The 26,798-nt window shown below is 62.2% G+C and carries 29 protein-coding genes; 6 read left to right on the top strand and 23 right to left on the bottom strand.

The features are described from left to right. Positions 1 to 18 precede the first annotated feature (18 nt). The 20 genes from ureC to EJD88_RS16725 form a co-directional block, all read right to left on the bottom strand. Positions 19 to 1,719 (bottom strand): urease subunit alpha, encoded by a 1,701-nt coding sequence (gene ureC / locus EJD88_RS16630; RefSeq protein ID WP_099583633.1) that lies wholly within the window; start codon positions 1,717 to 1,719, stop codon positions 19 to 21. 149 nt (positions 1,720 to 1,868) lie between these two features. Continuing rightward, a complete protein-coding gene (locus EJD88_RS16635; protein WP_158878506.1) occupies positions 1,869 to 2,174 on the bottom strand; it encodes an urease subunit beta in 306 nt (101 codons plus the stop codon). After that, on the bottom strand, positions 2,171 to 2,704 hold the full coding sequence (locus tag EJD88_RS16640) for an N-acetyltransferase (protein ID WP_158878507.1): 534 nt from the start codon (positions 2,702 to 2,704) through the stop codon (positions 2,171 to 2,173). Before EJD88_RS16640 ends, EJD88_RS16635 begins: the two co-directional genes overlap by 4 nt. Before the next feature lie 5 nt (positions 2,705 to 2,709). Then, on the bottom strand, positions 2,710 to 3,222 hold the full coding sequence (locus tag EJD88_RS16645; RefSeq protein ID WP_099583630.1) for a GNAT family N-acetyltransferase: 513 nt from the start codon (positions 3,220 to 3,222) through the stop codon (positions 2,710 to 2,712). A gap of 9 nt (positions 3,223 to 3,231) precedes the next feature. Next, complete coding sequence (locus EJD88_RS16650; protein WP_010213535.1) at positions 3,232 to 3,534, bottom strand: urease subunit gamma; 303 nt, start codon at positions 3,532 to 3,534, stop codon at positions 3,232 to 3,234. Positions 3,535 to 3,679: 145 nt separating this feature from the next. Further along, positions 3,680 to 4,519, bottom strand: a complete 840-nt coding sequence (locus EJD88_RS16655) for an urease accessory protein UreD (RefSeq protein ID WP_158878508.1) — start codon at positions 4,517 to 4,519, stop codon at positions 3,680 to 3,682. Positions 4,520 to 4,550: 31 nt separating this feature from the next. Beyond that, entirely contained in the window at positions 4,551 to 5,249 is a 699-nt protein-coding gene (urtE, locus tag EJD88_RS16660) for an urea ABC transporter ATP-binding subunit UrtE (RefSeq protein WP_099583628.1), read from the bottom strand. A 63-nt stretch (positions 5,250 to 5,312) separates the two neighbouring features. Then, positions 5,313 to 6,146 carry an urea ABC transporter ATP-binding protein UrtD gene (gene urtD, locus EJD88_RS16665; RefSeq protein ID WP_099583627.1) on the bottom strand — a complete coding sequence of 278 codons (834 nt, stop codon included), beginning with the start codon at positions 6,144 to 6,146 and terminating at the stop codon, positions 5,313 to 5,315. After that, positions 6,143 to 7,210: an urea ABC transporter permease subunit UrtC gene (gene urtC / locus EJD88_RS16670; RefSeq protein ID WP_112193181.1), complete on the bottom strand. Its 1,068-nt coding sequence runs from the start codon at positions 7,208 to 7,210 to the stop codon at positions 6,143 to 6,145. The genes urtD and urtC overlap by 4 nt, the downstream gene beginning before the upstream one ends. Next, a complete protein-coding gene (gene urtB, locus EJD88_RS16675) occupies positions 7,210 to 8,712 on the bottom strand; it encodes an urea ABC transporter permease subunit UrtB (protein ID WP_158878509.1) in 1,503 nt (500 codons plus the stop codon). The genes urtC and urtB overlap by 1 nt, the downstream gene beginning before the upstream one ends. A 140-nt stretch (positions 8,713 to 8,852) precedes the next feature. Further along, positions 8,853 to 10,118, bottom strand: a complete 1,266-nt coding sequence (gene urtA, locus EJD88_RS16680) for an urea ABC transporter substrate-binding protein (RefSeq protein WP_099583624.1) — start codon at positions 10,116 to 10,118, stop codon at positions 8,853 to 8,855. A 200-nt stretch (positions 10,119 to 10,318) separates the two neighbouring features. Next, positions 10,319 to 11,701: a PepSY domain-containing protein gene (locus tag EJD88_RS16685; RefSeq protein ID WP_158878510.1), complete on the bottom strand. Its 1,383-nt coding sequence runs from the start codon at positions 11,699 to 11,701 to the stop codon at positions 10,319 to 10,321. Positions 11,702 to 11,819: 118 nt separating this feature from the next. Further along, entirely contained in the window at positions 11,820 to 13,862 is a 2,043-nt protein-coding gene (locus EJD88_RS16690) for a TonB-dependent copper receptor (protein ID WP_158878511.1), read from the bottom strand. Positions 13,863 to 13,955: 93 nt separating this feature from the next. Next, positions 13,956 to 14,369 carry a DUF2946 domain-containing protein gene (locus tag EJD88_RS16695; RefSeq protein WP_158878512.1) on the bottom strand — a complete coding sequence of 138 codons (414 nt, stop codon included), beginning with the start codon at positions 14,367 to 14,369 and terminating at the stop codon, positions 13,956 to 13,958. Positions 14,370 to 14,380: 11 nt separating this feature from the next. After that, the gene (locus EJD88_RS16700) at positions 14,381 to 14,863 is read right to left on the bottom strand and encodes a copper chaperone PCu(A)C (protein ID WP_099583620.1); all 483 of its coding nucleotides are present in this window, start codon (positions 14,861 to 14,863) and stop codon (positions 14,381 to 14,383) included. A 47-nt stretch (positions 14,864 to 14,910) separates the two neighbouring features. After that, positions 14,911 to 15,306, bottom strand: coding sequence for a DUF2946 domain-containing protein (locus EJD88_RS16705; RefSeq protein ID WP_099583619.1), 396 nt, complete (start codon positions 15,304 to 15,306; stop codon positions 14,911 to 14,913). A 97-nt stretch (positions 15,307 to 15,403) separates the two neighbouring features. After that, complete coding sequence (locus EJD88_RS16710) at positions 15,404 to 15,691, bottom strand: addiction module antidote protein (protein ID WP_158878513.1); 288 nt, start codon at positions 15,689 to 15,691, stop codon at positions 15,404 to 15,406. 27 nt (positions 15,692 to 15,718) lie between these two features. Then, positions 15,719 to 16,201, bottom strand: a complete 483-nt coding sequence (locus EJD88_RS16715) for a DUF6392 family protein (RefSeq protein ID WP_158878514.1) — start codon at positions 16,199 to 16,201, stop codon at positions 15,719 to 15,721. A 1-nt stretch (position 16,202) separates the two neighbouring features. Beyond that, positions 16,203 to 17,666, bottom strand: a complete 1,464-nt coding sequence (locus EJD88_RS16720; protein ID WP_158878515.1) for an S-type pyocin domain-containing protein — start codon at positions 17,664 to 17,666, stop codon at positions 16,203 to 16,205. Next, positions 17,663 to 18,043: a PAAR domain-containing protein gene (locus tag EJD88_RS16725; RefSeq protein WP_178117197.1), complete on the bottom strand. Its 381-nt coding sequence runs from the start codon at positions 18,041 to 18,043 to the stop codon at positions 17,663 to 17,665. The genes EJD88_RS16720 and EJD88_RS16725 overlap by 4 nt, the downstream gene beginning before the upstream one ends. Before the next feature lie 443 nt (positions 18,044 to 18,486). On the opposite strand from EJD88_RS16725, the gene EJD88_RS16730 reads away from it, so the two are divergent. Beyond that, positions 18,487 to 18,738, top strand: coding sequence for a DUF6124 family protein (locus EJD88_RS16730; protein WP_158878516.1), 252 nt, complete (start codon positions 18,487 to 18,489; stop codon positions 18,736 to 18,738). A gap of 119 nt (positions 18,739 to 18,857) precedes the next feature. Here EJD88_RS16730 and EJD88_RS16735 read toward each other — a convergent pair whose 3' ends face one another. Together EJD88_RS16735 and cbiE are read right to left on the bottom strand one after the other, a co-directional pair. Next, positions 18,858 to 19,577 carry a cobalt-precorrin-6A reductase gene (locus tag EJD88_RS16735; RefSeq protein ID WP_158878517.1) on the bottom strand — a complete coding sequence of 240 codons (720 nt, stop codon included), beginning with the start codon at positions 19,575 to 19,577 and terminating at the stop codon, positions 18,858 to 18,860. Further along, a complete protein-coding gene (cbiE, locus tag EJD88_RS16740) occupies positions 19,574 to 20,779 on the bottom strand; it encodes a precorrin-6y C5,15-methyltransferase (decarboxylating) subunit CbiE (protein WP_158878518.1) in 1,206 nt (401 codons plus the stop codon). Before cbiE ends, EJD88_RS16735 begins: the two co-directional genes overlap by 4 nt. Before the next feature lie 95 nt (positions 20,780 to 20,874). Here cbiE and cobG point away from each other — a divergent pair, with 95 nt between their 5' ends. From cobG to EJD88_RS16765, 5 genes are all read left to right on the top strand, one after another. After that, complete coding sequence (cobG, locus tag EJD88_RS16745) at positions 20,875 to 22,164, top strand: precorrin-3B synthase (protein WP_305982337.1); 1,290 nt, start codon at positions 20,875 to 20,877, stop codon at positions 22,162 to 22,164. Continuing rightward, complete coding sequence (locus EJD88_RS16750) at positions 22,157 to 22,783, top strand: precorrin-8X methylmutase (RefSeq protein ID WP_099583613.1); 627 nt, start codon at positions 22,157 to 22,159, stop codon at positions 22,781 to 22,783. Before cobG ends, EJD88_RS16750 begins: the two co-directional genes overlap by 8 nt. Next, positions 22,783 to 23,514 (top strand): precorrin-2 C(20)-methyltransferase, encoded by a 732-nt coding sequence (locus EJD88_RS16755; RefSeq protein ID WP_099583612.1) that lies wholly within the window; start codon positions 22,783 to 22,785, stop codon positions 23,512 to 23,514. The genes EJD88_RS16750 and EJD88_RS16755 overlap by 1 nt, the downstream gene beginning before the upstream one ends. Next, positions 23,514 to 25,151: a precorrin-3B C(17)-methyltransferase gene (gene cobJ / locus EJD88_RS16760; protein WP_158878519.1), complete on the top strand. Its 1,638-nt coding sequence runs from the start codon at positions 23,514 to 23,516 to the stop codon at positions 25,149 to 25,151. Before EJD88_RS16755 ends, cobJ begins: the two co-directional genes overlap by 1 nt. 236 nt (positions 25,152 to 25,387) lie before the next feature. Further along, a complete protein-coding gene (locus EJD88_RS16765; protein WP_158878520.1) occupies positions 25,388 to 26,170 on the top strand; it encodes a hypothetical protein in 783 nt (260 codons plus the stop codon). Here the strand turns inward: EJD88_RS16765 and EJD88_RS16770 are convergent. Next, on the bottom strand, positions 26,167 to 26,763 hold the full coding sequence (locus EJD88_RS16770; protein WP_003217330.1) for a MarC family protein: 597 nt from the start codon (positions 26,761 to 26,763) through the stop codon (positions 26,167 to 26,169). The genes EJD88_RS16765 and EJD88_RS16770 overlap by 4 nt on opposite strands. Positions 26,764 to 26,798: the final 35 nt, after the last annotated feature.

Consider the following 26,798-nt stretch of genomic DNA (forward strand, 5'->3'; position numbering starts at 1 on the left):
TCACCACAGCAGGTCGAGTCAGAACAAGAAGTAACGCTGCGCCATCGGCAGTACGTCAGCCGGTTCACACCACAGCAACACCCCATCGGCCTTGACCTGATACGTCTGCGGGTCCACTTCGATGTCCGGCAGGTAATCGTTGTGGATCAGGTCGGTTTTCTGCACCTCGCGACACCCCTTGACCACCGCAATCTGCTTTTTCAAACCCAAGGCTTCCGGTAACCCGGCTTCCAATGCTGCCTGGCTGATAAAGGTCAGGCTGGTGGCGTGCAGTGAGCTGCCGAAACTGGCGAACATCGGGCGGTAGTGCACCGGCTGCGGGGTCGGGATTGACGCATTGGCGTCGCCCATCAGGCTCGACGCAATCGCGCCGCCCTTGAGGATCAGCGTCGGCTTGATGCCGAAAAACGCCGGGCGCCACAGCACCAGGTCAGCCCATTTACCCACCTCGATGGAACCGACGATATGGCTGATGCCATGGGTGATCGCCGGGTTGATGGTGTACTTGGCGATGTACCTTTTGGCGCGGAAGTTGTCGTTGCCGGGGCCATCGCCGGGCAAGGCGCCGCGCTGTTTTTTCATCTTGTCGGCGGTCTGCCAGGTGCGCGTGATCACTTCGCCGACGCGGCCCATGGCCTGGCTGTCGGAGCTGATCATCGAGAACGCGCCGAGGTCGTGCAGGATGTCTTCGGCGGCGATGGTCTCGCGGCGGATGCGGCTTTCGGCGAAGGCCACGTCTTCGGCAATGCTCGGGTCCAGGTGATGGCAGACCATCAACATGTCCAGGTGTTCGTCGATGGTGTTACGGGTGAATGGCCGCGTCGGGTTGGTGGAGCTGGGCAGCACGTTGGGGAAACCGCAGGCCTTGATGATGTCCGGCGCGTGACCACCTCCGGCACCCTCGGTGTGGTAGGTGTGAATGGTACGGCCTTTGAGTGCGGCGAGGGTGGTTTCGACGAAGCCGGACTCGTTGAGTGTGTCGCTGTGGATCGCTACCTGAACGTCATATTGGTCAGCGACGCTCAGGCAGTTGTCGATGCTGGCAGGCGTGGTGCCCCAGTCTTCGTGCAGCTTCAAACCGATAGCACCGGCCTTGACCTGCTCGATCAACGGCTCCGGCAGGCTCGCGTTGCCCTTGCCGGTAAAGCCGATGTTCATTGGGAACGAATCGCTGGCTTGCAGCATGCGCGCCAGGTGCCACGGGCCCGACGTGCAGGTGGTGGCGTTGGTGCCGGTGGCCGGCCCCGTGCCGCCGCCGATCATGGTGGTGACGCCGCTGGTCAGCGCTTCTTCGATCTGCTGTGGGCAAATGAAGTGCACATGGCTGTCGATGCCGCCCGCGGTAAGGATCATGCCTTCACCGGCGATCACTTCGGTGCTGGCGCCGATGGCCATGGTCACGCCGGGCTGGATGTCCGGGTTGCCGGCTTTGCCAATCGCGTGGATGCGGCCATTCTTCAAGCCGACGTCGGCCTTGACGATGCCCCAGTGATCGATGATCAGTGCGTTGGTGATCAGCGTGTCGACCACTTCATGGGCGAGCAATTGGCTCTGGCCCTGGCCGTCACGGATCACCTTGCCGCCGCCGAATTTGACCTCTTCGCCGTAGACGGTGAAGTCCTGCTCGACTTCGACGAACAGCTCGGTGTCGGCCAGGCGCACCTTGTCGCCGACGGTGGGGCCGTACATGTCGGCGTAGGCTTGGCGGCTGATTTTCATGTGTGGTTGCCCTGGAAAAATTATGTTGAATGTGACACCGCTATCGGGGGCAAGTCGAATCGTCGCACCGCCCCTCCCACATTTGAATGCGTTCACAAATCAAAGGTGGGAGGGGCGGTGCGACGATTCGACTTGCCCCCGATGAGGCCCTAAAGGTCGCCCATGATCCGCCCGGCAAACCCAAACACCCGCCTGCCACCGCCCAAATCCACCAGCTCCACCTCACGGCTTTGCCCCGGCTCAAAGCGCACCGCAGTCCCCGCCGGAATATTCAGGCGCATGCCTCGGCTCAACGCACGGTCAAACGTCAGCGCGTCGTTGGTCTCGAAAAAATGATAATGCGAGCCCACCTGGATCGGCCGGTCGCCGCTGTTGGCCACGCTCAGGGTGACGGTGCGGCGGCCGACGTTGAGTTCGATCTCGCCGGGCTGGATCTGATATTCACCAGGAATCATGCAGGTTGCCCCAGGGTCTTGAAGTAGATGGCGGTCGGGCTGTAGCGCCCGTCCGGGCTTTGGCAGTAATCGGGCAGTTCACCGATCTTGGTGTAGCGCAACGCCTGGTAGAAGGCTTCGGCCCCGGAGCCGGCTTCGGTGTCCAGGTACAGCAGGCCGCGCTTGTGCTGGCGTGCGGCAAGTTCCAGGGTGTGCATCAGTTGCTGGCCCAGGCCATGGCGCCGCGCGCGGCTGTGCACCAGCAGTTTTTGCACCTCGGCGCGGTTCAGGCCGTTGGCTTTCTGGCATAGCGCCAACTGCACGCTGGCCTGCACCTGTTCGTCGCGCACCACCACCCACAGCAACAGGCTGGCGTCTTCGATGCTCGCCTGAACGCTGTGCAGGTATTCGCGGGCCTGGGCCTCATCGAAGTCGGCCATGAAGCCCACCGACGCGCCGTGCTTGACCGCATCCAGCAACAGCTCAATCAGGCCCTCGCGGTAATGGGCAAAACTTTCTGCATTGACTCGACGCAGTTGCGCAGCGCTCATCGATCTCACTCCTTGGGCGGCTCGGCGCCCGGGTTCAAGGCCAGTTGCATAAAGGTCAGGTCGAGCCAACGCCCGAACTTGATACCCACCTGCGGCATCTGCCCGGTGGTGACGAACCCCAGGCGTTCATGCAGGCGGATCGAGGCCTGGTTGCCGCTTTCGATGGCGGCGACCATCACGTACTTGCCGCCGCTGCGCGCACGTTCGATCAAGGCTTCCATCAGGCGCGGGCCAAGGCCTTTGCCGCGCTGGTCGTTACGCACATACACCGAGTGCTCGACGCTGTAGCGAAAACCTTCGAACGGTCGCCAGTCGCCGAACGAGGCGTAGCCGGTGACTTCATCATGCTCGACCGACACCAGGATCGGGTACGCCTGGGCCTGGCGTGCGTTAAACCACGCCAAGCGGTTGGCCAGGTCGACCGGTTGTTCGTTCCAGATCGCCGTTGTGTTGCGCACCGCGTCGTTGTAGATAGCGCGGATCGCTGGCAGGTCGCTTTCAATCGCATCACGAATCATGGCCGCGCCTCACGCGATGGGTTGGTGGACGGTGACCAGCTTGGTGCCGTCGGGGAAGGTGGCTTCCACCTGGATATCCGGAATCATCTCCGGGATGCCTTCCATCACCTGTTCACGGCTGAGCAGTGTGGTGCCGAAGTGCATCAGGTCGGCCACGGTGCGGCCATCGCGGGCGCCTTCCATCAGCGCCGCCGAGATGTAGGCGATGGTTTCCGGGTAATTGAGCTTCACCCCGCGCGCCAGGCGGCGTTCGGCAACCAAGCCTGCGGTGAAGATCAGCAGTTTGTCTTTTTCCCGTGGGGTCAGGTCCATGGTTCAAGGTCCTTCAAACAACATTCATAAAAAACACTGGAGATCCCTGTGGGTGGGGGCTTGCCCCCGATAGGGGAGCGTCAGGCAAGACATCTGTCACTGACCCACTGCCATCGGGGGCAAGCCCCCTCCCACATGTTGATCTTCATGTGCTCCAGATTCGCGGTGAAACGGCTTCGCGGCCCAGCATCGCCGGGCGCAACAGCCGCCATAAATCAATCAACCAACCCCGTGCCAACAGCGCCTCGCTGGCCAGGCAGCGAGCGACCAGCAAGCCGGGCAGTTGGGTCAGGTCGCCGCGCACGGCATGTGGCAGGGCGCGGCAGGTTTCGAGTAATTCGGGGGCGATCTCGCCCGTCACCAACAACGTGGCAAACACCGGTTGCCCATCGAGACCGATAGGTGAGTCGAGCAACCCATCGGCGCCGACAATGCGCTGGCGTTCGTGCCAGAGCAACTCGCCGTCGCGGCGGATATCCAGGTGCGATTGAAAGTGCCCAAGGTCGAAACGCTCGCCACTGGCCGGGCGGCCCAGGGCGACCACGTCCCAGTAGAACAGCCGCGCATCGCCGTGCAGGTCGATGCGCGTAGTGAGTTCGGCCTGGGCGGCACTGAATACGATGGTCTCCTGGGGCAGCCATTCCAGCGTCGCGCCGGCTTCGACCGTCAGTTCGAGTTGCTGGAACGCCGGGCCGCTGGCGCGGTACCACTTGGCCGCGCCGGGGCTGGTCAATTGGGCCCAGGCCCCTTCGGCGACATGGGCGCTGATGTCCAGGCGATCCCCACCGGCAATCCCGCCGGGCGGGTGCACGATGATGTGCTGGCACACCTCGGGGCCTTCGGCGTACAGGTGCTTTTGCACCCGCAGCGGGCCGAGGTGGCGGCGCATCACCGGGCGCGTGGTGTCGCCGAAACGCGCGTAGCCGAGTTCCAGCTCGGCGTGCCAGCTGGGGGTGAACAGGGCAGGGGTAACGGGCAGGTTCATGTCTTTATGCTTATCGTTAGGACGCTACAGATTAGATGGTTACGAGACCACGTACACCCTCGCTTTCCATATTTTCTCCACGGCCCTGCTGCACGATTTCACCACGGGACATCACCAGGTATTGGTCGGCCAATTCAGCGGCGAAGTCGTAGAACTGCTCCACCAACAGAATCGCCATATCGCCCTGGGCGGCGAGCTTTTTGATCACCGCGCCGATCTCCTTGATCACCGAGGGTTGGATGCCTTCGGTGGGCTCATCCAGAATCAACAGGCGCGGGCGGCTGGCCAGGGCTCTGCCGATCGCAAGCTGTTGCTGCTGGCCGCCGGACAAGTCACCGCCGCGTCGATGTTTCATTTGCAGCAACACCGGGAACAGTTCGTAGATAAACGCCGGCACTTGCTTGGCCTCGGAGCCGGGAAAGCGGGAAAGCCCCATCAACAGGTTTTCTTCCACCGTCAGCCGCCCGAAAATTTCGCGGCCCTGGGGCACGTAGGCGATACCGGCGTGTACGCGCTGATGGGGTTTAAAACCGGTGATGGCCTTGCCTTCCCAGTTCACCGCGCCTTCCTTGGCCGGCAGCAAGCCCATCAGGCACTTGAGCAGGGTGGTCTTGCCCACGCCGTTACGCCCGAGCAGGCAGGTGACTTCGCCGATCTTCACGTCAAACGAAAGCCCGCGCAGGATGTGGCTACCGCCGTAGTACTGGTGCAGTTTGTCGACTTGCAGCATGTTCACACTCTCCTCAAATCCTGCAGGTGCCTGGCTCTTGTTTCGTAGCCCTTCCACACCTATTCAGCGACCGAGATAAACCTCGATCACTCGCTCGTTTTCCTGCACCTGTTCCAGCGACCCTTCGGCCAGCACACTGCCCTGGTGCAACACGGTCACGTGGTCGGCAATCGAGCCGACAAACCCCATGTCGTGTTCCACCACCATCAGCGAATGCTTGCCTGCCAGGCGCTTGAACAGTTCGGCGGTGAATTCGGTTTCGGCGTCGGTCATGCCCGCCACCGGTTCATCCAGCAGCAACAGTTGCGGGTCTTGCATCAGCAGCATGCCGATTTCCAGGAACTGCTTCTGGCCGTGGGACAGCAACCCGGCCGGGCGATGCACCGAGGCGGTGAGGCGGATGGTGTCGAGCACTTCATCAATCCGGTCTTTCTGCTCGCCGCTCAGGCGGGCACGCAGGCTGGCCCATACGGACTTGTCGGTCTTCTGCGCCAGTTCCAGGTTTTCGAACACACTGAGGGCTTCGAACACCGTGGGCTTCTGGAACTTGCGGCCGATGCCGGCCTGGGCGATCTGCACTTCGCTCATGCTGGTCAGGTCCAGGGTTTCGCCGAACCAGGCGTTGCCGTGACTGGGTCGGGTCTTGCCGGTGATCACGTCCATCAGCGTGGTCTTGCCCGCGCCGTTGGGGCCGATAATGCAGCGCAGTTCGCCAACGCCGATGTAGAGATTGAGGTCGTTGAGTGCCTTGAAGCCGTCGAAGCTGACGCTGATGTCTTCGAGGGTCAGGATGGTGCCGTGGCGGGTATTCAGGCCCTTGCCCGCAGCCTGGCCAATGCCGATGGCATCGCGGCCACTGCCGGCATCAAAAATAGGTTCGAGCATGACGTTCCTCATTTCTTCAGCAGGCCGATAACGCCCTTGGGCAAATACAGGGTGACGATGATGAACAGCGCCCCGAGGAAGAACAGCCAGTATTCCGGGAAAGCCACGGTGAACCAGCTCTTCATGCCATTGACCACGCCCGCGCCGAGCAACGGGCCGATCAAGGTGCCGCGCCCGCCCAAGGCGACCCACACAGCGGCTTCGATGGAGTTGGTCGGCGACATTTCACTCGGGTTGATGATGCCCACTTGCGGCACGTACAACGCACCGGCCAAGCCGCACAACACCGCGCTCAACACCCACACGAACAGCTTGAAGCCGCGTGGGTCGTAGCCGCAGAACATCAGGCGGTTCTCGGCATCGCGCAGGGCCGTCAGCACCCGGCCGAACTTGCTCAGCGCCAGGCGCCAGCCGATGTACAGACTGGCGACCAACAGCAGCACCGTGGCCAGGAACAACACCGCCCGCGTGCCCGGCTCGGTAATGCCGAAACCGAGGATGCTGCGGAAATTGGTAAAGCCGTTGTTGCCGCCGAACCCGGTCTCGTTGCGAAAGAACAGCAGCATCCCGGCGAACGTCAGTGCCTGGGTCATGATCGAGAAATACACGCCCTTGATCCGCGAACGGAAGGCAAAGAAACCGAACACCAACGCCAGCAAACCCGGCGCCAGCACCACCAGGCACAAGGCCCAGAGGAAGTGGTCGGTGCCGGCCCAGTACCAGGGCATTTCGGTCCACGACAAAAAGGTCATGAACGCCGGCAGGTCGTCGCCGGACGCCTGGCGCATCAGGTACATGCCCATCGCATAACCGCCGAGGGCGAAGAACAAACCGTGACCGAGGGACAGCATCCCGGCGTAACCCCACACCAGGTCCAGGGCCAGGGCGACGATGGCGTAGCAGAGGATCTTGCCCACCAGCGTCAGGGTGTACGCCGACACATGCAGCGGGTTTTCCGGCGAGAGCAGAGAGCACAACGGCAAGGCCAGCAGCAGGATCAGGATGATCACACCGGTGGCAATCGTCGCCTTGGGGCCGGCCTTTTGTGCGGCTGTAAGCATCAATGGCTGGTTCATCAGTCGATCACCCGTCCTTTCAGTGCGAAGAGTCCTTGCGGGCGTTTCTGGATAAACAGAATGATCAGCGCGAGGATCAGGATCTTGCCGAGCACGGCGCCGATCTGCGGTTCCAGAATCTTGTTGGCGATGCCCAGGCCGAAGGCCGCCGTGACGCTGCCGGCCAACTGGCCGACGCCGCCCAACACCACCACCAGGAACGAATCGATGATGTAGCTCTGGCCCAGGTCCGGGCCGACGTTGCCGATCTGGCTCAGCGCCACGCCGCCCAGGCCGGCGATGCCGGAGCCGAGGCCAAAGGCGAGCATGTCCACGCGCCCGGTGGGCACGCCGCAGCAGGCCGCCATGTTGCGGTTCTGGGTGACGGCGCGCACGTTGAGGCCCAGGCGCGTCTTGTTCAGCAGCAGCCAGGTGAGCACCACCACGAACAAGGCGAAGGCGATAATCACGATGCGGTTGTACGGCAGCACCAGATTGGGCAGCACCTGGATACCGCCGGACAACCATTCAGGGTTGGCCACTTCAACGTTCTGCGCGCCGAACACCAGGCGCACGGCCTGGATCAGCATCAGGCTGATGCCCCAGGTGGCGAGCAGGGTTTCCAATGGCCGGCCGTAGAGATGACGAATCACCGTGCGCTCCAGCGCCATGCCGATGGCGGCGGTGACGAAAAACGCCACCGGCAGCGCGATCAGCGGGTAGAACTCGATGGCTTGCGGCACGTAGCGCTGCATCAGCAACTGCACCACATAGGTGGAATAGGCGCCGAGCATCAGCATCTCGCCGTGGGCCATGTTGATCACGCCGAGCAGGCCGAAGGTGATCGCCAAGCCCAGCGCGGCCAGCAGCAGGATCGAACCGAGGGACATGCCGCTGAAGGCCTGGCCGAGGATCTCGCCCACCATCAGTTTGCGTTTGACCTGGGCCAGGCTGGTTTCGGCGGCGGTGTGCACGGCGGCATCGGTTTCGACGCCGGGCGCGAGCAGCGCTTCAAGGCGGGTGCGGGCGAGCGGGTCGCCGGTGCTGCCGAGCAAACGCACAGCGGCCAGGCGCACCACCGGGTCGGGGTCGACCAGTTGCAGGTTGGCCAGGGCCAGGCTCAGGGCGGTGTGCACGCCTTCATCGGTTTCGGCGGCAACGCGCTGGTCGAGAAACTTGAGCTGCGCAGGTTGCGCGCTTTTTTGCAGGGTAACCGCTGCGGCCAGACGCACCTTGGGGTCGGCGGCGAGCAGTTGTTGGCTGGCTTGCACGTTGTCGATCAAGCCGCGCAGGCGGTTGTTCAGGCGCACGGTCCTGGTCTCGCCGTTGAGCGTGAGCTGGCCTTGTTGCAGGCCGTCCACCAGCTCGATGCGTGCCGGGTCAGGCGTTGCGGCCCAGTCCTGGAGCAGCTTGGCTTGTTGGGTCGGGTTGGCGGCGAGGAAGTCTTCGGCGTCGCCGGCATGTGCGGCGAAAGGCAGCAACAGCAGCAAGGCCAGGAAATAGCGATGGAGGGCAGTGGGCATAAACAAATGTCCTAGTCATGCGCGGTCAAAACTGTGGGAGGGGGCTTGCCCCCGATAGCAGTGGTTCAGTGATAAAAGCATTGCCTGATACACCGCCATCGGGGGCAAGTCCCCTCCCACATTTGGCCTGTGGTGGGGCTTTAGTTGCTCTTCACCGCATAGTCCGGCTTCTTGTCATTGCCAGGAATGTACGGGCTCCACGGCTGCGCGCGGATCGGCTCCTGGGTCTGCCATACCACCGAGAACTGCCCATCGGCCTGGATCTCGCCGATCATCACCGGCTTGTGCAGGTGGTGGTTGGTTTTGTCCATGGTCAAGGTAAAGCCCGACGGCGCGGCGAAGGTCTGGCCGGCCAGGGCTTCACGCACTTTGTCGACGTCGGTGGACTTGGCTTTCTCGGCCGCTTGGGCCCACATGTGGATGCCCACGTAGGTGGCTTCCATCGGGTCGTTGGTCACGGCTTTGTCCGCGCCCGGCAGGTTGTGTTTCTTGGCGTAGGCTTTCCAGTCGGCGACGAACTTCTGGTTGACCGGGTTCTCCACCGACTGGAAGTAGTTCCAGGCGGCCAGGTTGCCCACCAGCGGCTTGGTGTCGATGCCGCGCAGTTCTTCTTCACCCACGGAGAACGCCACCACCGGCACGTCTGTGGCCTTCAAACCCTGGTTAGCCAGTTCTTTGTAGAACGGCACGTTGGAGTCGCCGTTCACGGTGGAGATCACCGCTGTCTTGCCACCGGCAGAGAATTTTTTGATGTTGGCGACGATGGTCTGGTAGTCCGCATGGCCGAACGGGGTGTAGACCTCTTCGATGTCTTTATCTGCCACGCCTTTGGAATGCAGGAACGAACGCAGGATTTTGTTGGTGGTGCGCGGATACACGTAGTCGGTGCCGAGCAGGAAGAAGCGCTTGGCGCTGCCACCTTCTTCGCTCATCAGGTATTCCACCGCCGGGATCGCCTGCTGGTTCGGCGCCGCACCGGTGTAGAACACGTTCGGCGACATCTCTTCGCCTTCGTACTGCACCGGGTAGAACAGCAGGCCGTTGAGTTCTTCGAACACCGGCAACACGGATTTGCGCGACACCGAGGTCCAGCAGCCAAACACCACGGCGACCTTGTCCTGGGTCAGCAGCTGCCGACCTTTTTCGGCGAACAACGGCCAGTTGGAGGCAGGGTCCACGACCACCGGTTCAAGCATCTTGCCGTTCACCCCGCCCTTGGCGTTGATCTCGTCGATGGTCATCAGCGCCATGTCTTTGAGCGACGTTTCGGAGATGGCCATGGTGCCGGACAGCGAATGCAGGATGCCGACCTTGATGGTCTCGGCGGCCTGGAGGGTCCAGGTCATGCCCATCGCGGCAATGGATGCCGACAAAGTGAAAGCCTTGATCAAGCTGCGACGCTTCATTGTGCAATCTCCAGAACTCAACATTGTTATGGGCGTAGGTTGGGGAACTGAAGGGGGCACTGCAAAGGCTGTGCCTGCTATTACGAACGGGCCGGCTGCGCGGGTTGTGGGAGGCTTCTGCGAGCACGGACGCACCAAGTAGGCGCTTGTTTTCCGGGAGGGTGCACAGCGCGCGCTGTAAGGGTGCGTGGCCCGGTGACTCATGAGGCGGTTGGCGGCCATCCGGTTGCTCGGTTGAACCGCGCCAGTACCAGCCGATCCAGCAGCCACACCAACACCAGCGAAGCCCCCACCAGCGGGAAGACCAGCGCCAGGCCGAGCATGATGACCACGCCGGTTTTCCACTTCGGCAGGTCATGGCGCAACGGCGGAACGCCCAGGCCGCCCTGGGGCTTGCGCTTCCACCAGATCACCACGCCACTGATGGCGCTGAGCAGAATCATCAGGCAGATCACCAGCACGACCAGTTGGTTGACCCAGCCGAACATCTTGCCCTCGTGCAGCATCACCCCGGTCTCGGTGGCCCGCGCCACGTTGCTGTAGTGCTCCCAGCGCACATCGGCGAGGACCTTGCCGGTGTACTGGTCCACGTGCAGGGTGGCGTCGTTGCGTGGGTCGTTGGCGAATACGGCGACGGTGAACACGCCTTCGGCGGTGGTGGGGAAGGTGATGCTGTAGCCGGGCTCGACGTTGCGTGCAGTGGCCAGATCCACCACCTGTTGCAGGCGTACCGTGGGCGCGGCGGGAGCGGCGTGCATGGCGCCGTGGTTCATGTGTTCGGCGTGGTCGCCGGACATCGGCATCGGTGTGTTTTCCATGGCCCAGGGCACGGTCTGTTGCGTCGCGGTGTTGAGCACGCGTGCCTGCTGATCGGACTGCGGCACTGTGTTCCACATCGCCGCCGGGAAGGTGTTCCACAGGTCGGCGTATTGCTTGCCCCAGAAGCCGGTCCAGGTCATGCCGCTGAGCAGCATCACCAGTAAAAACGCCGCGCCCCAGAAGCCGGCTACCGCGTGCAGATCGCGCCAGAACACCCGGCCGCGGCTGTTAAAGCGTGGCCATAACACCCCGGCCGACGACTTGCCGCGCGGCCACCACAGGTACAGGCCCGACACCACCAGCACCACGCCCCAACCGGCGGCGAGTTCGATCAGGCGATCTCCGACGGTGCCGATCATCAGCTCGCCGTGCAGGGCGCGGGCGATGGCTTGCAGGTTGTTTTTTGCATCCTGTTCACCGAGTACGGTGCCGCGATAGGGGTCGACGAAGACGGTGACTTCGCGCCCGCCGTCGTGCATCACGAATTGCGCGCTGCTGGTGGTGTCGGCCGGCGGCAGGTACTTGGTGATCTTGCCCTGGGGAAAGGCCGCCTGGGCACGTTGCAACTGCTCGTCGGCGCTCAGTGCGTGCTCGGCGCTTTGCACTTTGAGCAGGTCGCCGTACATCAGCGGGTCGAGTTGGGGTTTGAACAGGTAGATGATGCCGGTCAGGGCCAGCAGCACCATGAAAGGGGCGACGAACAGGCCGGCGTAGAAATGCCAGCGCCAGGCCAGGTTGTAGAAGGAAACGTTTTGAGTGGTCATCAGGGATGCTCCGCAAAGCTAAAATTTTTGTCGTTGGTCAGGCCGCCATCGGGGGCAAGCCCCCTCCCACATGTGGAATGCATTCCAACTGTGGGAAGGGGGCTTGCCCCCGATGCTTTTAGAAGCTCATGTCGACTTTGGTCCAGAGGGTGCGCCCCGGCTCCTTGATGGCCTGCGGGTCGCTGGCCGGGTAGCCGAAGCCGGCATTGCCCGCCAGGTTCAAATGCTCGGCGTAGGCCTTGCCGAACAGGTTGTCGACGCCGGTGCTGACCTTGAAGTTTTTGTTGATGCGATACGCGCCATTCAACGAGAACACGCCAAAGCCACCGCTCTTGTCGTAGTCCTTGCCGACCACGTTGCCCTTGTTCTGATCGATACGGTTTTGTGCGGCGACCACCCGCCACAGCGCGCCGGCGCTCCAGTCGTCTGCGCTGTAGGTCAGGCCGAAACGTGCATCCAGCGGCGGCATTTGCGGCAGGGCCTTGCCGTCGCTGCTGTTCTTGCCCCAGGCGTAGGCGAGGGTGGCGTCCGCCTTCCAGTTTGGCGTCAGCTTGTACGCCGCGCCGAGTTCACCGCCCATGATGCGAGCGTCGACGTTGCGGGCCTGCGAGGTAGTGCCCATCATGCCTGGCCGGTAGTCGAACAGGATGAAGTCACGCACCTGGCCGATGTAGCCCGAGGCCCAGGCTTCAAGGTTGTCGGCTTTGTATTGCGCGCCGAAATCGAGTTGGGTGGTCTTCTCCGGTTTCACGCCGTCGAAGGCATTCACCGAACCGACCGCGCCGGTGTTGGGGGAGAACAACTCCCAGTAATCCGGGAAGCGCTGCGTGTGGCCCAAGCCTGCGTAGAGGGTGGTGGGGCTGTTGACCAGGTCGTGTTCGTAGCGCATGAAGCCCGATGGCAACGTGTCGGCGCGGGTTTCATTGGCGGTGGCGCTGGTCTGGCGAAAGTCCTTGGCCGAGGCGCGGTCCAGGCGTGCGCCGGTGATCAGGCGATCACGCTCGGCGGCGTACCAGGTGAGCTCGCCGAACACGCCGTAGTTGTGGAAGTTGGCGTCCTTGACCTTGGGCAAATCCTTGTAGGTGTCGATGCCCATGCTGCTGCGTTGGCGGTGTTCGTTGGTCTGCGCATCCAGGCCGCTGATCAACTGCACATCGGCCCAGCGCCAGGTGGCTTTGATGCGCGCGCCGAGGGTACGACGGTCGACGTTGGAGGCCATCGGCCCGGCCATCATCCCGGTCCCCGACGGCGTGCGCAGGCTGTAGTTGTCCATCACGTGGTCGGCGTAGTTGTAGTAGACCTGGGCCTCGACCTTATCCAGCACCTCGCCAATATTCGATTTCTCGAAGCGCAGCCCGAGGCTTTCGCGCAGGAACTGCGAACCGTCCATGCCACGCCCGGCGTAACGCGCTTCGCCGTCGCCACGGCCGGCGGTGAGTTCCAGCAGGGTGTCGGCATCCGGGGTGAAGCCAACGGCCACGTCGCCATTCCATTTGTCGTAGCGCGAGGCGACGGTGTCGTTGTTGCCGTCTTTGTAGTCATCGGCGTGGGCCTGGTTGCCGATTACCCGTACATAGCCCAGCGGCCCGCCAGCGGCGGCATCGATGACCTTGTCGAAGCGCCCGTTGGAGCCAGCCAGCACGCTCGCGTTGAGCCGTGTGCCCAACTCACCGAAGTGTTCGGGCTCGCGATCAAACAGGATCGTACCGGCCGAGGCACCTGGGCCCCAGAGCACGGTTTGCGGGCCTTTGATCACGGTGAGCGTGTCGTAGGTCTCCGGGGAAATATACGACGTGGGCGCATCCATGCGGCCGGGGCAGGCGCCGAGCATCATGCTGCCGTTGGTGAGGATATTCAGGCGCGAGCCGAACATGCCACGCAGTACCGGGTCGCCATTGGTGCCGCCGTTGCGCACCAGGGCGAAGCCGGGGATGGTCTTGAGGTAGTCGCCGCCGTCGCTGGCGGGCACCGGTTGGCGCGGGTCTTTGGGGTTGGTGACCACGGTCAGCGGCGAGCTGGGCGCGATGGCGGTGATCACCGTGGGCGTCAGCTCATGCTCGGCGTGCTCATCGGCCTGAGCGTGGGGGGCGAGCAGGGCGCCGCATAGGGCAGCGAGCACAGAAGTACTTCCCAAGCGGGAGTCAGCAGTAAACCTGGACATGACAAATTCCATCAATCAATCGTAAACAACACGGCCAGCAGCCTGCGGCTGTCTGTCTAAAGTCGGCCGGGGTGAAGTAACGGTGCTTGGTGTTTACGAGGCGATGGGCGGCGCACGGCTGCGGGCGCCGGGGAAGATGCTCTGCCGGGCATGGCCCAGGCGCGTGGCGGGGGTGAGGGCATTGGCCGGCGGCGGGGTACCGAGGGCCACGAATGAAAGGCTGCCGGGCAGGGCGGGGCAACTGAACAGCAGGTCGCAATAACCGCACTTGGCCCAGAGCGCGTGATGATCGTCGGGGGCTTTGGGGTGATGGGATTCGCCGTGGTCGCCCGACATGTCCATATCCATGGACATGCTCATCGGCATCGACATACCGGCGTGATGATCCATCGGCATCGCTTGGGAAATCAGCGGACCGATAAAGATCATCAGCATGGCGAACAGGCTGATCCAACTGCCGCGCTTCACGCGGTGATGTGGAGAGAGCCTGGCGCGGGGGGCGCCCATCGAGTGTTGGCCTATTGGGCGTGCTTATGCGCGTGGGCGGCCATCGGCGGCACTTTTTGGACCGACACTTGCACCTCGACCTTGCCGGATTTTTCAAAGGTCAGGGTGAGTGGGAATTGCTTGCCATCGGCCAGCAGGCTGCGGTCTTTGAGGCCCAGCAGCATCACGTGGTAGGCCATGGGCGCGAAGGTCAGATCGCCCTTGGCCGGTACGGCAACGCTGGGCACTTGCTGCATCTTCATCAGATCGCCCTGCATCACATGCTCGTGCAGCTCGGCTTTGTCGGCCACGGGCGTGTCGACGCTGAGCAGGCGATCCGGGGTCGCCCCGGTGTTGTGAATCACAAAGTACGCCGCGACGGTGGGCGCATTGGGCGGCAACTCCTGGGACCAGGGATCGCTGACCAGCAGGTCGCCGGCCTTGTAGTCTTCGGCATTGGCGGCACTGAACACCGGCAGCAGCAACGCGGCCAGAAGCAGGGAAGATTTGAGCATGGCAGTTCTCCAGAACGGTTCTAAACGCAGTTCACTTGCGAAGAAGATCAGACCGTTGGAGAGGCGCGGGGGTTGAGGCTCGGCCATTGCTGGCGCGGGGTAGGGGTTTGCAGTGGGGGTTGTGGCTGACGCGGTACGGCTTCAAATCGCGTGAGATACAACTGCGGCACATGCCCCGGCAACGCCACCAAAGGCGCCGAGCCCGAGCAACACCAGCAATGCTGCATGGTGGAATGATCGTCCTGTTGCGGCGCCGGAATGTCCAGCTTGCCCAGGGCAATCGTCTTCAGGCTTGCGCCATTGGAAGAACAGAACCCGCCCCACATCAGTTGCTTGACCGGGTCGTCGGCCTGCTGCATCGCAGCGGCCATTGGCATGGCAAACGCGTTGAACAGCACTGCAAGGCAGGCGATCCAGGCAATTGCAAAGCGTTGACGGGCCATGGCGGACAATCCGTAGGGTTAAACGATCAGGCGGGTATTTAGCCTGATCGGGGGGGATAAGTAAAAAGCGGCGGTGTGGTTTGGTGTCGCAGCAGAATCACACCGCCGTGACGTGAAGCTTGAGGCCCAACGCTTTCATCACTTTCATGATAGTCGCGAACTCGGGATTGCCAGTGCTGGAGAGGGCTTTATATAAGCTTTCGCGTCCGAGGCCGGCGTCGCGAGCAATTTGGGTCATGCCTTGGGCGCGGGCGATATTGTTGAGCGCTGAACGAATCAGCATTCCGTCACCGGCGTCCTCTTCGAAAGAGGCTTCGAGATACTCCGCCATGTCCTCAGGAGTCGTCAGATGCTCGGCTATGTCGAAATCTTTAAATTGAGTCATGGGTCACTCCTTTTTCTGTTAACGCGTTCAATCGCGGCCCATATCAACCAAAGTGAACGCTAAACCACATACGGTTTTATCGGATAAATATTGCACGGCAATCCTTGCGTTTGAGTGGGTTACCAAGCTGAGTCGATAGGAATCCCATCCACCTGACGCTCCAATCGGTAACGGTAATTTCACTGGTCCTTTGGACTCGTGTGGCATTCCAAGCGTTTTTCGGATGCTGTCTTGGTTCATTGAGTGGGTGAGGGGTACAGGCAGTTCACCGGAATACTTGGGCTCGCCTTGTGCCAGTGAAATCAGGCAAAAAACGATTCGCTCCAATCTCATGGTTTCGGCCCAAAACCAAAGCTCAACGCCTGGCTCTGGTTTATGAATGAAATGGGAGTTTTGACCGTTTTCAAATAATGGTTTTATTGACCCGGCACGAAGTAAGCCCTCGGCAACAAAATCATCGTAGGTGCGTCCCAAGCGTTTTACCAAGCGATCAATGTTTACTGCTTCCATCCTAGTACCACCCCTGGTTTTCGTTGACCTTATGCATTCGGGTGCGTGCCATCTCGAGATCAGACTCAGCGAAGCCATGATCCAGGAGGTATGGCTTGATAGCATCAAAATTGCTGTCTGCCGCCTGACGAAGATTGTCGGCGTCTAACGTCTGCTTTTTCTCCGTGTTTCGCCAACCGTAAGTCTCACTAAACTTTTGATGGATGTAAGACGGAATAGCAATGCTCGCAGCATTATTTAACGCTTCCTTGAGCTGCTTCTCTGTAAAGCTTATTGCATAGCGTTCGAGATGACGTCTTATCGCTGCCTGCGAGGGTATGTGATCCACGTGCAACCCGTTGCGCAGTCGTCCACTGAACGCACCATAAATATCAACCTCCAACGGCCTGACCGCCGGCTTGGCAAACACCAAATACAACGGCGGCACACCCGAATCAGCCGGAAACGAAATGATCGTATCCTGCCAGGTGATGTTTTCTGCATCCCGCCCTGGATAGTGACTGATCGCCGAATCTTGCCCCACCGCAATCGGATGAACAAACACGTTATCCAAGCGTTCCGGTGTTCCGGGATACGGGCTCGGCACGCTGACAACCGGCCCATGGTTCGGCGTCCATGTGATGCTGATGCCATCCAGCACCGCCACCATCGCGCTTTTGTCCACATTCCACCGGGCTTGTGCAACCGGCACACGGTCAGCGCCACTGCCAGGTTGGGTATGTAGGCCATAAACACGCAGTTCACCGGACTCATCCTGGCGAAACTGGAAACGCACTCGCGTGCTGGCCAAACGCATCCCCTCCAACTGCTCCGGGGTGTACAGCGTTGAGTCACCGATATCCCGTGGCCAGAACGCCAGCAGCACGAGGTTGAGGGCGGAACTGGCGCCGGCCAAGCCTCGTACAGCCCAGGCACCGAGGTCGCTGCCGAGTGTGCCGGCTACCCTGCCGACGGCGCCCGTGCTACCGGTTGAAGCCATGAGGGCGGTGGTGCCGAAGTTTTTGGCGTTTTCCGGAGCGGTGCCCGCAGCTGTAGAACCGGCCGGTACCGAAACGCAGGACTTGGCGAAAACGCAGGCATCAGCGGCACGATTCGACGCAACGGGCGCGGCATAATTCGCAGGGGGCGAGGCGGATGCAGTCGGCCTCATTACAATCGGGGTGACACGTTGAGGTTGGGGACCGAACTCCTGAGATTTGGAACTCTGATTGGCAATCAACTCCGGCGGCGGATCGCATTTGCAGATGCACAGATCACCCTCCAGTGCCGCTTGCTTGCCGTTCCACTCTTCGTGCAAATGAGGGCCGGTAAGCGCGATGAAGCCTTCAGTGCCGCAAGCCGGACAAGCGACCCGGTCACCCTCCCTCGAGATCATTTCGCCGTTGAAACTGGTGCCCTCACAACCGCTGGTTACCTTGCCACCCACCGTGGTGGTTGAACCGGTGGTGATGTTGTAGCGCCTCACATCTGGCTCTCCACGCGATATCCAGGCTTTAGAAGGCCAGGAATACCCTCGCCGTCCGCGTACTCCACCACCTGAGCCAGGTTTTGCAGGCTGCTCGTCACGGTGTCGCCGTTGTCGGTAGCGCTGCCGACAATGGCGATGGGCAGACCTTCGTAGGTGGCTGCGAAACCTGCTCCCGAGACAATTTCGCTCTCTTTGCCATCGGGGTAGCGCACTCGGTCACCGACGCACGCGATGCGCAAGTCATGGATCTCGAGGCTGGTGCTTGCAGTGATAATTTCTCCGCCCATACGTGTTCTCGAGCCGAGCGTCGCATAGTCGTAGATGGCTTTGATTGGGCGAGTTGATGGTTGGCTTTCAGTAGCGGTGTCTTTCATGTTTCGTCCTTTTTATTATCCGCACAGGAGGGCCCAAACACAGTCGTGGCACTGACTTATGCAAAGGGGATGGCGCGCAAATGGCGCAAGAAAGATGGTGCTGGCAGGCGCAAAGCCGAACAACTGTCCGTTCGGCTAGGTATTGGGAAAAACAGAAACGTCTTATAAGGCTTTGAGGTTGCCCCTAGGACACTCGATCTCTAGTCTCCTTACACCGCTGCAAACGCAGCGGTCGGGCGTCGCGGCCCGGACTGATCAAGCATTGCCTCCTTTCAGTTGACGCTTTTTTATCGTCTACTGTGCGGCGTTATGGTGGCTGTGCGCGGGATACCTTCGGGTATGCCGGTTTCCTTGATCTCCGGTCCGCGAACCTGCGCACAGCTGCCACTCCCATCGCATCGCGGCGATCAGTGGCGGCTCCACTTAGATTAAGGAACTTCACAATGATCAAGCACACCCCAAATCCCCCCATCCGGCTATTTACTGTGGCCGATGGAATCAGCACTGAAGATCTGTTGGTCAACCTCAGCGAAACACTCGCCTCGGCCAATGCGCTGAGTTGCGACCTGGCCTTTGACCTGGAAGGCCCTAAACGAGAGGAGTTGCTGGGTGTTGCACAGTTGATCGAGCTGGCGCAGTTGCTGGCTGATCGGATGCACAGTGGTGTCGGGCTGGGGACCGCCGCAAGCCGCTAGCAACACAGTACAAATGTGGGAGCGGGCTTGCTCGCGAAAGCGGTGTGTCAGTCGCTGGCTGTTTTGGCCGACACACTGCCTTCGCGAGCAAGCCCGCTCCCACATTGGATAGGTGGTGTTTAGAAAAGGGTGATTGCCTGTAGCAACGCTGGCACTGCCGTAAACTCCCGATCCACCGCCGCCAACACCGGCCGCTTCAACACCAGCACCGGCACCCCGCGCTCGCGCGCCACTTCCAGCTTCGGCTCGGTAGCCGTGCTGCCGCTGTTCTTGCTGATCAGCACATCAATCCCGCGCCGTTCAAACAACTCTCGCTCGTTTTCGATCAAAAACGGCCCACGTGCGCCGATCACTTCACAGCGCTCATTGCCCGGATACTCATCAAGTGCCCGCAACGTCCAGAACTGGTCGGAGGGGATTTCATCGAGGTGCTGCAACGGCTCTCGGCCCAACGTGAACAGCGGCCGCTTGAAGGGTTTCAAGGCTTCAATCAGCTCGGCCCAATCACCGACCTCTCGCCAATCATCCCCGGCCAGGGGCTGCCACGCCGGGCGACGCAATGCCCAGCACGGTACACCGCTCAACTGTGCTGCCTCGGCGGCATTGCGGCTGATGTGCGCGGCATACGGATGGGTTGCGTCGAGAATCAGGCTGATCCCCTCATCCCGGACAAACCGCGCCAAGCCCTCTGCGCCACCATAACCACCGACCCGCACTTGGCAGGTCAGATCGGTCGGCACCCGCCCGACACCGGCCAGGCTGTAGATATGTTCCGGGCCCAATGTACGGGCGATGGCCAGCGCTTCGGTCACGCCGCCCAGCAGCAAGATGCGTTTCATAGCGGCTTGACCACTTCCAGCAGCGTAATCGGCAACGCCTGGCGCCACGTATCAAACTCCCCCAACGGCTGGGCCTGGGCTACGTGAATGCGCGTCAGCTCACCGCCATGTTGAGCGCGCCAGTTCATCAAGGTCATTTCACTTTGCAGGGTCACGGCGTTGGCCACCAATCGCCCACCGGGCCGCAGGTGCTGCCAGCAGGTGTCGAGTACGCCCTCACGGGTGACGCCGCCGCCGATAAAGATAGCGTCGGGTGCGGTAAGGCCATGCAACGCCTCAGGGGCTTTGCCACGAATCAACTGCAAACCGGGCACGCCGAGGGCATCGCGGTTGTGTTCGATCAGGCCTTGGCGGCCTTCGTCTGCTTCAATCGCCAAGGCGCGGCAGCTTGGGTGCGCACGCATCCATTCGATACCGATTGAGCCACTGCCCGCGCCCACGTCCCACAGCAGTTCGCCGGGCATAGGGGCGAGGCGGGCGAGGGTCATGGCGCGTACATCGCGCTTGGTCAGTTGGCCGTCGTGCTGGAAGGCGCAATCGGGCAAGCCCGCGAGGCGCGACAGACGCGGTGTGTCGCTGGAGGCCAGGCAGTCGATGGCGACCAGGTTCAAGTCGGCAACCGAGGCGTGTTGCCAATCTTCAGCCAAACCGTCAATGCGCCGTTCATCCGCGCCGCCCAAGTGTTCAAATACCGTCAATCGGCTGGGCCCGAACCCGGATTCGGCCAACAACGAAGCAATCAACGCAGGGCTGCCGCCGTCATTACTCAGCACCAATAAGCGCACGCCCGAGGCCAGATGTGCATTGATCGCCGCCACTGGCCGGGCGACCACGGACAGTGTCACCACCTCCTGCAACGGCCAGCCCAACCGCGCTGCCGCCAACGACACCGACGACGGTGCCGGCAAAATCAGCAGTTCTTCAGCCGCCACCTGCCGCGCCAGACTGGCTCCCACGCCATAGAACATCGGGTCGCCGCTGGCCAGCACACACACTGGCGTGCCGCGTTGTGCCAGCGCCGGCTCCAGGGAAAACGGGCTCGGCCACACCTGGCGTTCCCCCCGAATACACACCGGCAGCAGGTCCAACTGGCGCTGAGCACCTATAATCCGCGTGGCGCGCAACAGGGCATGCCGGGCATTTCTGCCCAGGCCCTTGAAGCCGTCTTCACCGATGCCTACAACCGTCAGCCAGGGCGACATATCAATTCCTTGAACGACATCCGACGGGCAGGCTTTTCATGCCGCCGGACAAAGCAGGCATAATACCGCGCCTTTACCTGTGAACCGGTAGCCCTGTGAACCCAACGCCCACTCTGAATACCTTGCGCCCCTCGGCTTGTCCGGGGTTGCTGCGTATTGTCCAGGCGTTGGATGGCGGTATCTGTCGGATCAAATTGGCCGGTGGCTCGATCACCAGTGCGCAAGCCGACGCCGTGGCCGAAGCCGCCCAGGCCTATGCCGGCGGGGTGATCGAGGCGACCAACCGCGCCAATCTGCAAATACGTGGGATCGGCGCCGGGCAGGATGCGCTGATTGCCAGGCTGCTGGCCGCAGGCCTCGGCCCGAGCAACGCTGGCGGTGACGATGTGCGCAACCTGATGCTCAGCCCCAGCGCCGGTATTGACCCGCAGATGCTGTTCGACACCCGCCCGTTGGCCGAGCAGATCCTCGCCACCCTGCAAAACCACCCGCGTTTCCATGCGCTGTCGGCCAAGTTCGCCGTGCAGTTGGATGGCGGCGAGGATCTGGCGATGCTCGAACATCATCACGATCTGTGGCTCTCGGCGTTCGTGCGCAATGGCGAGACGCTGCTCGCGTTCGGTCTGGCCGGCTGTCCGGGGCTGGATGCGCCACTGGCAGCGGTGCCATTGGAGCAGGGCCACGCACTGGTGGTGGCGGTGCTGGACGCCTTTCTCGACCTCGCCACCCCAGAACAAACACGCATGCGCCATTTGCCTGTGGATAACTTGCTGAGCCAACTGCGCCTGCCGCTGTTGCCGGTCGACGGCTTCAAACGCCCGCCCAGTGGCGCCTTGCTGCACCTCGGGACTTATCCACAGGCGCAGAAGAATCAATTCTATGTCGCGGCCATCGCCCCCTTGGGTCGCCTGGATCCGACGATGCTCAGGGGCGCCGCACAACTCGCTCGCGACTACGGTGACGCCACCTTGCGCTTCACTCCCTGGCAAGGCGTGCTGCTGCCCAACGTCGAAAAACCTCACGCCGTGAGTGAACGCCTGGCGCAACTGGGCTTTCTCTGTTCCATCGACCAACCCCTGGCGCGCCTGACTGCCTGCACCGGCTCCAGCGGCTGCGCCAAGGCACTGGCCGACACCAAGGCCGACGCCCTGCAACTGGCCGCGCTGCAAGCCGGGCATGGCGTGCACCTGACAGGCTGCCCACGTTCCTGCGCCGCCGCGCACACCGCGCCCGTCACCCTGCTGGCGGTGAGCCCAGGCCACTACGACCTCTATTTTCGCGATGCAGCCCACCCGGGTTTTGGCCGGCTGCACGCGCGCACTCTTTCCATTGAAGCGGCGGGCGCCCTGTTGCGCGCTTGTCCACGGAGCAACACCGATGATTGATTACATCCGCGACGGTCAGGAGATCTATCGCAACTCCTTCGCCATTATTCGAGCGGAAGCCAAGTTGGACCGCATCCCGGCCGATCTGGAAAAACTCGCGGTGCGGGTGATTCATGCCTGCGGCATGGTCGATGCCATCGACGGCCTGCAATTTTCCGAAGGTGCGGGCAAGGCCGGGCGCGATGCGCTGGCCGCTGGCGCGCCGATTCTGTGTGATGCGCGGATGGTCTCCGAAGGCGTGACCCGCACGCGCCTGCCGGCCAACAACGCGGTGATCTGTACCCTGCGCGACGACAGCGTGCCGGAACTGGCGCGGGAGCTGGGCAATACCCGCTCCGCTGCCGCCCTGGAGCTGTGGCGCCCGCACCTGGAAGGCAGTGTGGTGGTGATCGGCAACGCGCCGACCGCGTTGTTCTACCTGCTGGAAATGCTCGATGCGGGCGCGCCGAAACCGGCGTTGATCCTCGGTTTCCCGGTGGGTTTTGTCGGCGCCGCTGAATCCAAGGCGATGCTGGCCGCCGACAGCCGCGGCGTGCCGTTCGTGATCATGCAAGGCCGCCTGGGCGGCAGTGCCATGGCCGCCGCAGCGGTCAATGCGCTCGCCACGGAGGTGGAATAATGCCGGCACGCGGACGTTTGATCGGTCTGGGCGTGGGCCCCGGCGACCCGGAACTGATCACCCTCAAGGCCCTGCGCCTGCTGCGTGAATCGCCGGTGGTGGCGTACTTCGTGGCCAAGGGCAAGAAGGGCAACGCCTTCGGCATCATCGAGGACCACCTCGTGGCGCAACAGACCCTGATGCCGCTGGTGTACCCGGTGACCACCGAGGCACTTCCGGCGCCGCTGTCCTACGAGCAAGTGATCAGCGATTTTTATGACACCGCCAGCGTCGACGTGGCTGCGCATCTGGACGCCGGTCGCGATGTGGCGGTGATCTGCGAAGGTGATCCGTTTTTCTACGGTTCCTACATGTACCTGCATGACCGTTTGGCCGAGCGCTACGAAGCCCAGGTTGTTCCGGGTGTGTGCTCGATGCTCGGCGGCGCTTCGGTGCTTGGCGCACCGTTGGTGTATCGCAACCAGAGCCTTTCGGTGCTGTCAGGCGTGTTGCCTCACGATGACCTCAAGCGCCGCCTGGCGGATGCCGACGCGGCGGTGATCATGAAGCTGGGTCGCAACTTCCCCAAGGTGCGCCAGGTGTTGGAAGAACTCGGCCTGGCCGAGCGCGCGCTGTATGTGGAGCGCGCCACCATGGCCAACCAGAAGATCGTGCCGCTGGATCAGGTCGACCCGTCGTCGTCACCGTACTTCTCGCTGATCATCGTGCCCGGTGAACGGTGGCAAGGGTGATGAGTCCGGCGATTGTCATCCTCGGCCAGGGCAGCCTGGCGACCGCGCGCAGGATCCAGCAGGTTTACCCTGGCGCCGTGATCCACGGCTTGGCCGGGCGGGTTGACGGTGCGGACCAGGCTTACAGCGACTTCGGCGCCACCCTGCGTCAGTTGTATCAGCACGGCACGCCGCTGATTGCGCTGTGCGCGGCCGGTATCGTCATCCGCACCTTGGCTGCGCTGCTGCTGGAAAAAGGCGAAGAACCGGCCGTGCTGGCCGTTGCCGAAGACGGCAGTGCCGTGGTGCCGCTGCTCGGCGGCCTGGGTGGCGTGAACGTGATGGCGCGGGACATTGCGGCCGCACTTGATGTGGCCGCTGCGATCACCACCAGTGGCGAACTGCGCTTCGGCACCTGCCTGCTCAACCCGCCGGCCGGTTATGAGTTGGCGGATCTGGAGCTGGGCAAGCGCTTCGTCTCCGACCTGCTGGCCGGCGAAAGCGTGCGTATCGAAGGCGCGGCGCCGTGGCTGGATCAAGCGAATTTGCCCCAGGACCAGCAAGCGCGCCTGGCGATTCACGTAGGCAGCGCCGAGCGCGTGCCGGCTGCCAATGAATTGCTGATCTATCCGAAGACGGTGTCAGTCACCTGCAAACCGGGTGTGGAGTTGGCTGCGCGGGTGCGAGCGGCGTTGCATGACGCAGGCATCGCCGTGCAATCCCTGGCGTGCCTGCTGGCCAGCGACACGCAGATGGCCGAGGCGTCGCTGCATGAAGCCGCATCGGCATTGGCGGTGCCGCTGCGTTTCGCCAGCGTTACTCAGGATGCCGACATCGTGATTGACGTCGCCGAGCAGCCGTTGGACCTGTCGCAGGTGGGCCGCCCGCGTGGCCGCCTCGCCGTGATCGGCCTCGGCCCCGGCGCCGCCGAGTTGATGGTGCCGGCGGTGAAGGCCGAACTGGCGCGCTGCACCGATGTGTTGGGCTATGAAACCTACGTGCGCATGGCCGGGCCATTTCGCGACGATCAGATTCAGCACTGCACCGACAACCGCGAAGAAATGCAACGCGCACGCCATGCCTTCGAACTGGCCGCTCAGGGCCGTTCGGTGGTAGTGGTGTCGTCCGGTGACCCTGGCGTGTTCGCCATGGCGGCGGCGGTGATCGAGGCGTTGCACGAGTCCAGCGATCCGGCCTGGCATCAGGTCGACCTGGAAATCCTGCCAGGTGTCTCGGCCTCCCTGGCCACCGCTGCCCAGGCGGGCGCGCCGCTGGGGCATGACTTCTGCGTGATGTCGCTGTCGGACAACCTCAAGCCGTGGTCGATCATCGAAAAACGCCTGGACCTCGCGTCCCAGGCCGACCTGGCCCTGGCGTTCTATAACCCGATTTCGCGGTCACGGCCGTGGCAACTGGGCCGTGCCCTGGAAATCGTCGCGTTGCACCGCACGCCGCAAACACCGGTGGTGCTGGGCCGCGATATCGGCCGACCGGGTCAGACCTTGCGTGTCACTTCCCTGGGGCAACTCACTCCGGACCAGGTGGACATGCGCACCATGGTGCTGATCGGCTCGTCCACCACTTGCACATTCGCGCGAGCCGGTGGTGGTGAGTGGGTCTATACGCCACGCTGGTATGGTGAGAAACCCCTCTCCTGAAAATGGCCTGCTGGCTGTCAGAAAGCTCCGAATAACACAGGGATTGCTCTGCTGTTGTTCGGGGCTTTTTCTTTTTTGTGCGACGAAAAAACGAAGGCTCGCAGGTGTCCCGTGTGATTGCTGGGCGCTGGTTTCAGGTGTGTTTTGCCAAGGGATGTTTGTCGCCTGGAACGCGCATCGGCCACTGGACTAGTGTGCAGGTAAGCCCCATGTGGGGTGCTTGTGGAGAACCGAAAATGGAGCAACATCACAGAAGGATCAACAACACAAAACGGCGCAAGTTGATTGCCGCCTACACATTACCGAGGGCGCCTGGCGCGCAACCCTCATTGCCGCCGCTCGACACGGGGGACGACTGCAACGCGGCAGTGGTCAACAACAGTGTGATGTCGTTCGCCGAGGGGCTGTCGGGCCTGAACCGGGAATACATCCGCAAAAGCTACCTGTTGGCCAGCAGTTACGTCAGTGATGTCTTGAAGACCCCGCGAGGTACCGAGGCCTGGTACGACGAATTTATCAAGGTGATGATCAGCCTGGGCTGGCTGCCGGTGCGCAGCCGTTTCGAGCGGGTTTCACATTCGGGTAAGGGCCTGTCGGTGCAATTGGCGGCCCTGAACATCATCGCCACGATGCTGGCGTCGATGTCGGTTTCGGGGCCATTGGTCGCAGCGCTGCCGAAACTGGCGGCCGATGCGTTGGAGGCCATGAAGCAGCAACCGGCATCCTTCGAGTTGTTCCGGCGCAACAGTACGCTGCACCAGGGCGGTGATTTCGGCCTGGCGTCCTGTGTCGAAGCGGGCGGCGAATTGACGATGGTGCTGGTGACCTACAGCACCCAGAGCGTGAGCAAACAGGTGGGATTGCCGTTCCTTGAGTGGGACAGCGCTTCGGTCGAGGCCTTCAGCGGGCAGACCTGCCTGGTGCTGAACACCTCGGTGGTCAACGAAAAAACCATCCAATTGATGCGCGAGAGTGCGGGCGACAAGGTGCAGTCGGCGATTGCCAAGTACCGGATCTAAGGCACCAGATAACCCCGTACGCCGGTAAAGATAATTTGCGCGGCAAGGGCGCACACAAACAGGCCCATCAACCTGCTGACAATCTGCAGGCCCTGGTCACCGAGAATCCGTTCGATACGGTTGGACAGATACAGCACCACGCCAACCGTGAGGCTGGCCAGGGCGATGCTGAGGATGGCGGTGATCTTGTCATCCCAGTGCGGCTGGCTGACGCCCATCACCAACAACGCACCGATGGTGCCGGGGCCGACGGTGAGGGGAATGGTCAGCGGTACGATGGTCACGTCCTGCTGCACATTGTCGGTCTGCACCGCTGACTTGCCTTGGGCCATGCCCAGGGCCGAGATAAACAACACACTGCCGGCGCCGATGCGAAACGCATCCACGGTGATGCCGAACACACTGAAAATCACCCGGCCGAACAGGTAGAGCAGCACACTCGACACCAGGGTCGCCAACGCTACCTTCCAGGCCAGTCGCCGGCGTTCTTTGCTGGAGTAGCCACGGGTCAGGCTGATAAAGCAGGACAGCACGAAGAACGGGCTGTAGAGCACCAGCATTTTCAGGTAGACGCTGAATAACACGTGGAGCATGGAGGTAGCTCGCGGCAGGAAAAGTGTGGAGAGTC

Origin of the sequence: Pseudomonas sp. PB105, assembly GCF_009764655.1 — a bacterium.
GTDB classification, from domain to species: Bacteria; Pseudomonadota; Gammaproteobacteria; order Pseudomonadales; family Pseudomonadaceae; genus Aquipseudomonas; species Aquipseudomonas cyclaminis.